The sequence below is a fragment of the Chamaesiphon sp. OTE_8_metabat_110 genome (assembly GCF_031382685.1).
Taxonomy (GTDB): Bacteria; Cyanobacteriota; Cyanobacteriia; order Cyanobacteriales; family Chamaesiphonaceae; genus Chamaesiphon.
In genome coordinates this window covers 1-11,799 of record NZ_JANMZA010000409.1, presented here as the reverse complement: position 1 = coordinate 11,799, position 11,799 = coordinate 1, and the positions used below count along the sequence as shown (strand labels likewise).

Here is an 11,799-nt window from a genome sequence, read left to right as displayed (position 1 = left end):
AAACTTTTGGCGGTGAGGTTTTAAGTATCACTTCAGATGAGGTCAGACTATTTATGTAAGAATAAACAGTTAATAATTAGTAATTATTAATTATCAATTATCAATTATCAATTAATTACCGAATGCTCCCAAGAGAAGAATTATTAAAAAGAGTCGAAAATCGTGAAGTTGTAGCACGCGCGATCGATTTAGCCGAACAAGCCATCAAAACTTGGGAAGTAGTCGAAACGGACTTCCTCTCGCCGCCGGAAATCGCCGATATTCAAGGCGTATTCAGTCGCCTCAGCGATATCGAAATCATTGCTACTGGCGGCTATCCGCAAGCCGAGCGCCAAAGGTTGGGGATCTGTCGTAGCGATATTCCTTTCGAGCCGAGTCAAGTCCCCTTGGCCGCAATCCAAATTGCCGGAAATTTCTTGTTCGATCCGCCCACCCATCGAGATTTTTTGGGTGCGATGTTAGGCTGTGGTATTGTCAGAGATAAAACTGGCGATATTATCGTTTTAGGCGAACAAGGCGCGCAAGCGATCGTGTCACCAGAATTAGTGGAATTTTTAGAAACTAGTCTAACTCAAGTGCGATCGGTACCCGTCAAAACTCGACGAATTGAATTAAGTGAATTAAAGATTCGCGAACCTAAGAAAAAAGAAATGGTGACGACCGAAGCGTCTCTAAGATTGGACGCGATCGCCTCCGCCGGATTTGGCATGTCGCGCAGTAAAATGGTCGATATAATTTCTAGTGGCGATGTCCGAGTTAACTGGAAAGAAGTCGGTCAATCCGCTCATGCGCTCAAGTCTGGCGATCTAGTCGCAATTCGCGGTAAGGGTAGATTGGAAATTGGTGAAGTTACGATTACCAAGAAGGAAAGATATCGAGTTAATCTTACTAGATATATCTAAATAAGTAGCTAGATCGATCGAACTAATCATGCCAGAATATCGTCGTGCTAATATTCCTGGAAGTAGTATATTTCTCACGCTGATTACTTACCAGCGGGAGAAGTTATTTTTAGTACCAGAAAATATCGATCGATTGCGACAAGCTTGCAATCTGATGATGGCAGAAAAACCATTCACGATCGATGCTGCGGTCATTCTCCCCGAACACATTCATTTCTTGTGGACTTTACCACCTGACGATCGCGATTACTCTTATCGTGTCGGGCGGATGAAGGTGTTATTTACGCGTGCTTTGCGCGGGGTAAATAATCTACCAGAAAATGTGTGTGAATCCCGCAAAAAGCATCGGGAGAGTAATGTTTGGCAGCGGCGATTTTATGAGCATACGATTCGTGACGAGTTCGATCTTCGCAAACATTTAGATTATTTACATTTCAATCCTGTCAAGCATGGTTTAGTGAAATGCGTTCATGATTGGCAGTATTCGAGCTTTCACCGTGGAGTAAAGCGAGGTGAATACGATGCTCAATGGGGTTGTCAGTGCAGTGGGAATATTTTTACGCCAGCCGTAACGAGTTTGATAGATTTAGAAATGGGTGAATAGCATCAAATATCCCGTAGAGTGAATATTTCATAGTAGGGTGGGCATTGTCCACCAGCACCATTTTTTGTTTAACAGGACAAATATTTGGGGTGTTTAATATCGATCGATTAGTGAAGAGATTGCGATCGAATCAAACAGTTTAAACTATTATTACTTCGGCTTGAAATGCTGCCCACAGACCATTTTAGATTTAGTAATATGAATATTTGAAGTGGTTAATATCGATTGCTTACGGCACGCTTTGCGATCGATTGGTGAAGAGATTATTCGATCGAATAAAACAGTTTTAACTTTTATTGCTTCGGCTCTAAATTGCCTGTGGGCAGTGCCCACCCTACGTTTCTTCTTTTGTTGTGGACACACCTAACAATGACTCTGTAGGAGGAAGAAGTTGGCTGGACTATATTAGCAATGTCGATCTCTTTGAATCAGTCACTGAGTACAACTTCTTGTCGAATGTGCCAACCGCCATTCAAAATGCCATTGAATCTAGAGATCCGGCTGAAATTAGACAGCGAGTTGAGCAGCTTTTAGCTCCAACAGCCTCATTAATGGCTTGGGATGAATTAGCTAGTCACTCTGACTCAACAATCATCATTCCGGATACTGCCGTCTGGCATAATGGTGTTGCACAAAATGGCGGGCTTGAAAAGAGCGTCAATATTGGGAGTAGTGATAGCTCCACACAGGTTGGTGTAGGACAAATCGCAGTCAAACAAAACTTCTTCCAAGAAGGCATCTTGCAAATTGGCATAGGAGAGGTCAGCACCGTCAAGACTAGCTTGCCCCATATCAGCTCCACTCAGATTAGCATGGGACAAATTGGCTCCTCTCAATCGAACTTTCCACATTTTGGCATTATGCAAACTTGCCCCCTGCAAATTAGCCCCGCTCAAATCACAAGACAGCCTAGTGCCCCTCAAATCAGCCCCACTAAGGTTAATATTCATCAGTTGAGCATCAATGAGGTCGGCATTCGACAAGATACAGCTTTGGAGATTAGCTCTGACCAGAATAATATGCCGCAGGGTGACATTGCTCAAATCAACTTCTTTCAAATCGACTCCACTAAATTCTCTCTCCCCAGCAGCATAACGCTCCAACAACTCCTCACGAGTCATAACCCCAACCTCCAAAACACAACAGTACCCGCCTGGACAGAATTCCTTCAATCCCCAACACCATTTAACCTCAAAATAGAGATCACAGATCTCCCCACCGGACAACTGGCCTCCGCCACCATCACCGGATACGACACCAACAATCGTCCCAACTCCGGCACCCTCACCCTCGACACCGACGGCAATAGCCTCGGCTGGTTCATCGACACCACCCCCGACGATAACTCGGAATTCGACCAAACCCTCACCTCCACCGCCTTCCGCGCCACCACAGGCGCAGCCGCAGGCAAATACGATCTCCTCACCACCATCCTGCACGAACTCGGACACCTCAAAGGCATCATTCGTGGCAATAATGCCTTCGATGCCTACGTCCAAAACATCAACGGCATCTCCACCTTCATCAACAGTGGAATTACCGCCCACCTCACCCCCGACGGCTCCCACCTCGACACCACCTTCCACCCCTACGATCTCATGAACACCAGCCTCAAACCTGGCGTTCGTAAACTGCCATCAGCGTTAAACCTAGCAATGATTGATGCGATTAATTCGGGAATCGGGGGTTGGGTGTCGGGTGTAGGCACGCTTAACTCAGCCAACCTCACCGCAGGCGCACTCATCGGCATCACCAACGGCGACTTCACCACCCCCACCACCTGGAACACTCTTGGTGCGACCAACATCATCAACGGCACCGCCACCCTCACCGAACAGTCCCAAAAACTCTCAGAACTCACCCAAGCCTTCATCATCCCCACAGGCGCAAAAACCCTCCAATTCACAATCATTGACAACCATCTAGTTACCGGAGACACCACCAAAACCGCCAACGATGCCTTTGAAGTTGCCCTCCTCGACACCAACACCTTCAACCCCCTCGCCGGAACATCTATCGGCTTAAATCACACCGACTCCCTCCTGAATATCCAAGCCAACGGCACCATCCATAAGAGCGATAAAGTCACCATCACCACACTCGGTAACAACAGCAGCATCGTCACGATCGATCTCACCCAAGTTACCCCAACAACCCAAGCCACCCTCTACTTCAACCTCTTAGGATTCGGCGCAAGAACCAGCACCGTCACCATCGACGACGTAAAACTCTTCACCGACACCCAACCCATCCCCGTCACCAAAAACGACACCCTAGTTACCAACCAAAACACCCCTCTTACCCTAGATCCCACCCTATTAACCACCAACGACACCAACGTCAGCCAGATCCAAATCATCAACCAACCCACCCACGGCACACTAACCCAAACCCCCGACGGTAAACTCACTTACCAACCCGTTTCCACCTACGTCGGTAACGACAGCTTCACCTATCTCGGCTTCGGCACCGACGGACAAATCTCCAACCTCGCCACCGTCAACATCACCGTCAACAACCTCCCACCGACGATTGAAACCGTCCTTATTCCCAACCAAATTAACGAAGGACAAACCATCCAACTCAAAGCCACAGCCAAAGACGGTGGTAGCAGCGATAACCTAACCTACACATGGGATTTAGGCGATGGCAGTCAAACTGTAATCGGTCAAAATATCGTCCATCAATTTGTCGATAACGGCACTTATAACGTAGTTCTAACCGTCACCGATAAGGACGGCGGTACCACCCAACAATCTACTCAACTAACAGTAGATAACGTCGCTCCCACATTAGTAGTCAATAAATCGATTAACACCAATATCAACCAAGGAGAAGCGATTACCTTTATCGCTAACTATAGCGATAGTGGAATTAACGACACCCACACCATCACCTGGAACTTTGGCGATGGTAGTAATCCCGTCAGTAGCGTAAATAATCCCAGTCATCAATTCACCAAATCCGGCACCCACAACGTCACCGTCACCGTCACCGACAATGACGGAGCCAGCACCACCGAAACCATCCAAGTCACAGTTACCAACCTCGCCCCCACTATTAACACCGTCAATATCCCGACGAATATTAACGAAGGCTCAACAGTCCAACTGACAGCCACCGCCAGCGACTCCGGTAACGACACCCTCACCTACAACTGGTACATCAACGGTGCAACCACCCCCATCATCGGACAGACAATCGACTATAACTTCGCTAATAGTGGCAGTTATCCAGTCAAACTAGATGTCATCGATAGTAATGGAGCTATTACCACCCAAACCATTGACGTAACCATCAATAACCTCGCACCTACCATCAATTCGATTACCATCCCCACCAACATCAAAGAAGGCGAAACAGTCCAACTTACCGCTACCGCCAGCGATGCCGGGAACGATGCCTTAACCTATAACTGGTACATCAACAACTCCACCACGCCAATCACCGGACAAACAATCGACTATAAATTCCTCAACAACGGCATTTATCCAGTCCGATTAGAAGTTATCGACAGCGATGGAGCCATCACCACTCAAACCATCGATGTCACGGTGAAAAATGTCGCGCCCACCATCGACAACATCACCATCCCTACCAACATTAAAGAAGGCGAAACAATCCAACTTATCGCCACCGCTAGCGACTCTGGCAACGATGTCCTAACTTACAACTGGTACATCAACAACGCCACCATCCCCATAACTGGACAGACAATCGATTATATCTTCACAGATAACGGCATCTACCCCGTCAAACTAGAAGTTATCGATACCGACGGCGCACTCACCACTCAAACCGTCGATGTCACCGTAACTAACGTCGCTCCCACCATCGTGAAGATCGTCAAACCCGACACCATTAAAGAAGGCGAGCAGGTAGAATTTACAGCCATTGCCACCGATGTCGGTATCAACGACACCCTCACCTATAGCTGGAACTTTGGTGACAACACCAACCCCACCATCGGTCAAATCGTCAGCCATACCTTCGCCGACAATGGTGACTATAATGTCACTCTCACCGTCACCGATAAAGATGGCGCGGCAACAACTCAAACAGTTGCAGTTACAGTCGCTAACGTCGCTCCAGTAGTGGTATCGATCCTCAAACCAGCGAAGATCGATGAAGGTGAAGAAGTCGAATTTATGGCTACCGCTACCGATGCAGGTGTAGAGGATACCCTCACTTACACTTGGAACTTTGGCGACAACACCGAACAATCGAACGGTAAAAATGTCAACCACATCTTTGCCGACAATGGTAACTACAACATCGTCTTAACTGTAACTGATAAAGACGGTGCGGTAACAACTCAAACTGTTGCAGTTACAGTAGATAATGTGGCTCCGGTTGTGGTGTCAATCGTCAAACCTGAAACAATTAAAGAAGGCGAATCTGTTACCTTCAGTGCAACTGCAACCGACCCAGGAATTCTCGACACCTTAACCTATAGCTGGAATTTTGGAGATAATACTAACCCAGTCACAGGTCAAAATGTTACTCACACATTTGCTGATAATGGCAACTATAATGTTGTCCTAACTGTGACCGATAAAGATGGTGGAGTTACCATTCAAACTGTAGTTGCTAAAGTCGATAACGTCGCGCCGACGATCGTTAGCATTGCCAAACCAACCACCATCAATCAAAACCAAGCTGCCACCTTCGCCGCTACTGCGACAGATCCCGGTGTCCTCGACACCCTCACTTACGTCTGGAACTTCGGCGATAACACTCAAACCGCCACCGGACAAAACGCCGCTCACACCTTCACCGCCGCAGGTAACTACACCATCACCCTGGCTGTCACCGACAAAGACGGAGCCACCACTACCACCACTCAACAGATTACCGTCGCCGCTCTCCCCACCATCACCATTAACGATCCCACCATTACCGAAGGCGATAGCGGTACTACTAACCTCACCTTCACCCTGACCCTCAACCAAGCCAGCACTCAAGCCATCTCCGTCAACTACAACACCAGCAACCTCACCGCCATCTCAGGCAGCGATTACACCGCCACTAGCGGCACGATTACCTTTGCAGTAGGTGAAACCACCAAAACGATTACAATCGCGATTTTGGGCGATACAACTGCTGAAGCTAGCGAAACCTTCGCCCTCAATCTTACCAACGCGATTAATGCCACGATTGCTAAAGCCACAGGTACGGCGACGATCCTCGACAACGATACCATCGCTGCACCTACCAGTGGCATCCGCTCCGGCGGTACCGTCACCATCAAGGGTAATGCCGACTTAGACGGCAATATCAACTCTCGCACCGACGATACCAAGATCTATGCTGCTGTCGGTGTCAACTTTAACGGTAATAGTATTACTCTCCCCGTCAAACGCGATGCTGCTGGTAATCCGCTCAAAGATACCAACGGTAAAATTATCCTCGAAACAGGTGAAATTACGATCGCTCCTGGCGGTTCTACTTCTAGTTTGAGTGGCAAGTACTCAGGTATTGCCTCTGCCACCCAAACTATTACCATTCCCACCTTCACCGACACTAAACAGCAAGATTTCCTCTCGAAAATGCCCAGTACTGGGGTAATTACCTTCGATCTTGCCACCAATCCGATCGCCAATGCTGCCGCTTGGAATACTAAATTCCCCCCTGCGGGCACAACTCTCAATCCTACGGTAGTCAGGGTAATTAATGGCAATCTCAATTTACCTTCAGGAATCAACCTGAGTAACTACATCATCATCGTTGAGAATGGCAATATTAACTTTAATAGTGGCACTCCCGTGCTGAATAATGTCACTCTGATTGCGAGTAACGGCAATATCGATCTCAAATCGGTTGTAGGTACTGCTGTATCTCTATGTGCTAGTGGCAATATTAGCTTCAGCGGTGGGAATCAATTAGCTGGGAATTGGCTCGTCAATAGTAACGGTAATACCACCTTCAGTGGCAGTAATAGCATGACTAATGCTGCGAGCGCGGTGAAAATCGTCGCTCAGGGGAATATCGACATCAGCGGTAATACCAGCCTCAAGGGTCAATTATGGACGAAGAAGAACTTCTCGGCTAATGGTAGCACCACGATCGTCGGGGCGATTACGGCGATGGATAATGTTGACATTAGCGGGAATAGTACGATTACTGGGGTGTAGGTAAGGGGACGGACGCGCGGATGCACCAAGTAGGGACAAGGGGATGGGGGATATTTATTACTCTGTTACTTCCGCTCGGATCGCCAATTTTCTAACGAGAGCGAGCATGGTAAAGTCTAACAGAGCTTCACCTAAAGATTCTATTTGTTCGATCGTTATCAAACACGACGAGCGAGCAACTTAGTATTTGTTTAATCTTAGTAAAGAATACACCTACCGCTCTAATCGGTAACGATATCGCTCGCGATTCGCGCCTATTTCCGCTCGATGACGGTGAAAATTGTTACCCAAGGGGATCTTTCTGCCAATAGTAATACGAACCTCAAGGGTCAATTATTCACCAAGAAGAATATTACTATTAATGGTCAGACAACGATCGTTGGTAGCATCTACGCGCTCTTGAATGTGAGCATTGGTGGTAATACTACTACAGTGGCGAAGTGAGGATTAACTTAAAATATTTTGGCACGGTAATGTCGATCGAGCAAAATCAAATAACACTGTCAAGTTCAACTTCAAAAAACTCAACATAACCTTTAACTTTAAGCCATTCGCCAAGCCCAAACAGACAACTTTAGGAAAGATTTAGCCTCCTGATACGTTCTAGCAGAACATCGCTACATTCCTCGCTCACCCCAAATTGCCGCACGATCTGATTTGACGCTTCAGTTTTACCTAATAATACACTTTGGAGGACTGCGGTGAGAACCTCGTAACTCGATCGAATAAAACCTTCACTGATACTTAAAGTAGTAAAGTCGCCAATGATTCTGGCTTTGCACAAGCTCGAACCGGAGGATAGATCGATAAAGACTTCGCCGACACCTTGCTTTTGAGTTTTGATGATGTCTGTACCGATTCCAATCGCGCGACGGAGGGTGTCAAGATGAAGCTGTAGGTTATTTTTATCCGCCAGAAGCTTCATCCAGGCATAAGCGGAGCGAGATGGAGCAGCTAAGGCAGCAGGAGTAACTTGATGTTGGGTACAGATTGACAGAGGTTTGGTCGGTATTCCGGCACAGTAGCGATCGCACTGGCAATACTATTCTATTGCCAAGAGCCACCTTAAATAGTAGTAGATTGATGTGAGATTGCTGTTTGAGGACGTTTTTGAGTTTCAGGGGTGAAGGAGGGGGCATGGAGGACTAAAGTTATATTCAGAGGTAGTTTGTAGATTCAAATTCAAACTTACCTTACAACTCTACTTATAGCCATCTGGAATCTCTGGGCGACAAGATAGTATGAAAACCTGCAAGACTAACATCAACGCTTCATGACCACGATAGTTTGAGGACGATAAATGGGTAGATTAAGAGTAATTATGTACTCGATATTACAGGTAAGATGAAAGTTGCTATTTATTGCTGTGTGAGTGCCCACGACCAAAACTGCAAACAACAAGAGAGGGTGTTGAAAGAGTATGCGGAGAAATGTGGGTTTAAGGTTGAGGGTGTGTGGAGTGAAACTAAGTTAGAGACGAAGCAGCGGAAAGCAATTATGAAGCTTGCCAGAGAGGGAAAGATCGATTCAGTATGGGTGACAAGGTTAACCCAATGGGGTAGATCTGCATCAGACTTGGTACAGACTATTGAAGAGTTACATGCTTTAAATATTAGTTTATTTTCTCTAGATGGGTTTAATTGCGATCGATCTACCGATCGAGGAGAGATGATTTTTGGAATAATAGATATGTTTGCACAATTCGATAGAGATTCGATAGCAGAAAGAAGGAAGCTTGAAAGATCGTTTATGAATATATTCGGCAAAACTCATTGGTTCTGTTTTAAGCTTTTAATTAACATTTTATTTGGGATTATAGTTACCGTATTAACTGCCAAGCAACAAACAATCATTCAAGGCATGTATTTTCTTACATTTTCTATATTCACTTCTAGCTTAATGAATTCACTTGATTCATTTATTTTAGGAAAAAGTAAATAGATGATAGCTGGTTTTTAGAAAGAGACTCTATAATATTAATATTTAATCTCCTCTTTTTATATGTATTCTGAGGATGTTCTAACTGATTAGGAAGTTGCAAGCTTGCTTTCCTGAATGGACGGGTCTTCGTTAATCATGGATCACTCTAGCCTAAAGTCAGATTATACCGACAGTGCATTCGCACTGTGTCGGCTTTGCCGAATCACCTACGTCAATTTGGCGCGGGCGGTGGCAACTCCCTTTGAGACATTTGTTGGTGTAAGCTAAAAGCATTGTCTCGATCTTTGTGCCTGATGTCTGTTTCCTTCGCTCGACGTGACTGTTGGATTTTCGATATGGACGGATACTGTTGGCGAATTCAAAAATCGATCGAGTGGGCTGGCGATTGCGAAACGCTGGAGCAGGTCGCGCGCTTTCGATGTGCCATTTTTTCAAAATGAGAACGGCGAGTTTGAGCCAGAGGAATCTCTTCGAGCCAAGCATAAATCCGCTCTAAATTCATCGCTGCTGCGGTCAAAGTATGTTGAAGCCGAGTTTTTTCTAATCCGATGTAACGACACTTGCGTAAATTAAAACCACGAATACCTTGAGAGATAGTCCCTTCAATTCCCGATCGCAAAGAATATTCTTGCTTAAATTCTGCCGTTTTTTGTCTAACACGAGCACGGGCAAGAGCCTCATAATCCGTTTGAGTCATAAAAGTTAAACCACGCGGATTGACAGGAGCACGAGTGCATTGACTACGCACTGGACAAGCCGAACAGTCACTTTTACTAAATTCAACATGGATTGTTGGTTTACCATAAACATCATGACTATTTTTCCAAAGCCGACTACGTTTGCCTCGTGGACAATAAACAACTTTTCGTTTCCAATTAACTCGAAAGCTAAATAAATCGAATCCTGCTTCTTCTTTGGCTTGCCAGTGAGCATTTAGAGCAACTGGTCCAACCAGATCGATGTCATATTCTTGTTGGCTACTGACAATTAAATGTGCCGAAGTATAACCCATATCAACCAAATGATCTTGAGGTAAAACTTCCTTTTCTGCCAAAGCCTTATGAATTGAAGGTAAAACTGTAGAATCTTGGGTTGTCGCTATAGTAGTTTCGACATGAGTAATTAAATGAGGTAAATCCTCCTCACAAGTTTCGGTTAAATGGACTTTGTAACCAGTCCATTTAGTAGAGCGTTTGATACTTTTACGAGCTTCAGTCTCATAAGGGGAGAAAATTCTGGTGGCATTAGGTGGGCCATCTTTTTCTGTCCGCAGTAGAACTGTTCCTTCTGTGGGTGCATAATATTGCTGGAGCCAGACTTGACGTAGTACTTCTACTGCCTGGATTTGGCGGATTGCATCGGGAGTAGTCTCATGGTAGATCGCTTCAAGTAGATAGAATCCATCAGTTCCAACCTCAATAGCTTTAGCTTCTTTTTCCTCGGTAGTTCTAGTCTTTCTTGAATATCCGTCTTTTTGACCGTAGCGATCGTACCAATCACTGTTAACAATTCTTTCTAGCCAATTTGGAGCTACTTTTGCTAGTGTATTTAAAGCAGATTTTAGAGTTTCTTCAAGATGTTCTACTTTAGTTAGTTCTTGGACAATCGCCAGAATGTGAGTTGAATCAGTCCGAGCTTTTCCTCTTGATTTTAATAGTCCTAACTCTCCAAACTTAGACAACATTTTATCTAAGATTTGTTGAGATCTGCCCCCTGATATCAGCCGAGCGCGGAATTCACTTAAAACTGAAAAGTCAAATCCGTCATCTTCTAATTCTAGCGATAACGCATACTTCCAATCGATTCTTCCTCTGACGGTATCCGCTGCTTGCCTGTCTGATAGATTTTCTAAAAACTGCATGATTAGAATCATCACTAATCGCCAGGGGGCAATTCCTGACTGCCCTTTATTTGGATATAAGTCAGCAAATTCTTCATCTTGGTAAAACACTCCGAACTCATCTCTTAAGCGCATATATTTATTTCCCTTGGGGAATGCTGCTCTAGCTACTTTAGCGGTAGCTTCTGGAACGGGAGGAATTAACTCAGGATGTAGACACATATGCTCACCTCAATCCGATGAGTTTATTTTAACCGATCGATATTCTCGCAAAATTAGTGAGTTGTTGTTCGAGTGGCAACCTACTTTCATCCACAAATTGACCCACTCGTCTGCCCGCCCACTCGATCGGTTTTTGAATTCGCCAACAGTATCCGT

The 11,799-nt window shown here is 45.5% G+C and carries 9 protein-coding genes; 5 read left to right on the top strand and 4 right to left on the bottom strand.

The features are described 5' to 3' along the window. Nucleotides 1-122 precede the first annotated feature (122 nt). Together RMO52_RS15015 and RMO52_RS15010 are read left to right on the top strand one after the other, a co-directional pair. Nucleotides 123-902 (top strand): photosystem II S4 domain protein, encoded by a 780-nt coding sequence (locus tag RMO52_RS15015; protein ID WP_310415671.1) that lies wholly within the window; start codon nt 123-125, stop codon nt 900-902. A gap of 28 nt (nt 903-930) precedes the next feature. Beyond that, on the top strand, nt 931-1,506 hold the full coding sequence (locus RMO52_RS15010) for an REP-associated tyrosine transposase (RefSeq protein ID WP_310415668.1): 576 nt from the start codon (nt 931-933) through the stop codon (nt 1,504-1,506). Nucleotides 1,507-2,090: 584 nt separating this feature from the next. Here RMO52_RS15010 and RMO52_RS24765 read toward each other — a convergent pair. Further along, nucleotides 2,091-2,627 carry a pentapeptide repeat-containing protein gene (locus RMO52_RS24765; protein ID WP_396135000.1) on the bottom strand — a complete coding sequence of 179 codons (537 nt, stop codon included), beginning with the start codon at nt 2,625-2,627 and terminating at the stop codon, nt 2,091-2,093. Between RMO52_RS24765 and RMO52_RS15005 the strand changes: the two genes are divergently transcribed. Both RMO52_RS15005 and RMO52_RS15000 read left to right on the top strand, forming a co-directional pair. Next, complete coding sequence (locus RMO52_RS15005) at nt 2,526-7,640, top strand: PKD domain-containing protein (RefSeq protein ID WP_396134999.1); 5,115 nt, start codon at nt 2,526-2,528, stop codon at nt 7,638-7,640. The two genes, RMO52_RS24765 and RMO52_RS15005, sit on opposite strands and share 102 nt — an antisense overlap. A gap of 273 nt (nt 7,641-7,913) precedes the next feature. Further along, nucleotides 7,914-8,084 carry a hypothetical protein gene (locus tag RMO52_RS15000; protein ID WP_309741354.1) on the top strand — a complete coding sequence of 57 codons (171 nt, stop codon included), beginning with the start codon at nt 7,914-7,916 and terminating at the stop codon, nt 8,082-8,084. A 130-nt stretch (nt 8,085-8,214) separates the two neighbouring features. Here the strand turns inward: RMO52_RS15000 and RMO52_RS14995 are convergent, their stop codons facing one another. Beyond that, on the bottom strand, nt 8,215-8,565 hold the full coding sequence (locus RMO52_RS14995) for a hypothetical protein (protein ID WP_309741355.1): 351 nt from the start codon (nt 8,563-8,565) through the stop codon (nt 8,215-8,217). Further along, nucleotides 8,546-8,779 (bottom strand): hypothetical protein, encoded by a 234-nt coding sequence (locus RMO52_RS14990; RefSeq protein ID WP_309741356.1) that lies wholly within the window; start codon nt 8,777-8,779, stop codon nt 8,546-8,548. The genes RMO52_RS14995 and RMO52_RS14990 overlap by 20 nt, the downstream gene beginning before the upstream one ends. A gap of 205 nt (nt 8,780-8,984) precedes the next feature. Here RMO52_RS14990 and RMO52_RS14985 point away from each other — a divergent pair, with 205 nt between their 5' ends. Beyond that, the gene (locus RMO52_RS14985; RefSeq protein ID WP_309741357.1) at nt 8,985-9,581 is read left to right on the top strand and encodes a recombinase family protein; all 597 of its coding nucleotides are present in this window, start codon (nt 8,985-8,987) and stop codon (nt 9,579-9,581) included. Between the two features lie 358 nt (nt 9,582-9,939). On the opposite strand, the gene RMO52_RS14980 is transcribed toward RMO52_RS14985, so the two are convergent. Next, nucleotides 9,940-11,643 (bottom strand): IS1182 family transposase, encoded by a 1,704-nt coding sequence (locus RMO52_RS14980; RefSeq protein WP_310415662.1) that lies wholly within the window; start codon nt 11,641-11,643, stop codon nt 9,940-9,942. Between the last annotated feature and the right edge of the window lie 156 nt (nt 11,644-11,799).

Excerpts from the sequence above, each read along its gene's own strand:
- RMO52_RS15015 (WP_310415671.1), top strand. The coding sequence starts at position 123 with ATGCTCCCAAGAGAAGAATTATTAAAAAGAGTCGAAAATCGTGAAGTT.
- RMO52_RS24765 (WP_396135000.1), bottom strand. The coding sequence starts at position 2,627 with ATGACTCGTGAGGAGTTGTTGGAGCGTTATGCTGCTGGGGAGAGAGAA.
- RMO52_RS14990 (WP_309741356.1), bottom strand. The coding sequence starts at position 8,779 with ATGCCCCCTCCTTCACCCCTGAAACTCAAAAACGTCCTCAAACAGCAA.
- RMO52_RS14985 (WP_309741357.1), top strand. The coding sequence starts at position 8,985 with ATGAAAGTTGCTATTTATTGCTGTGTGAGTGCCCACGACCAAAACTGC.
- RMO52_RS14995 (WP_309741355.1), bottom strand. The coding sequence starts at position 8,565 with ATGAAGCTTCTGGCGGATAAAAATAACCTACAGCTTCATCTTGACACC.
- RMO52_RS15005 (WP_396134999.1), top strand. The coding sequence starts at position 2,526 with ATGCCGCAGGGTGACATTGCTCAAATCAACTTCTTTCAAATCGACTCC.
- RMO52_RS15010 (WP_310415668.1), top strand. The coding sequence starts at position 931 with ATGCCAGAATATCGTCGTGCTAATATTCCTGGAAGTAGTATATTTCTC.
- RMO52_RS14980 (WP_310415662.1), bottom strand. The coding sequence starts at position 11,643 with ATGTGTCTACATCCTGAGTTAATTCCTCCCGTTCCAGAAGCTACCGCT.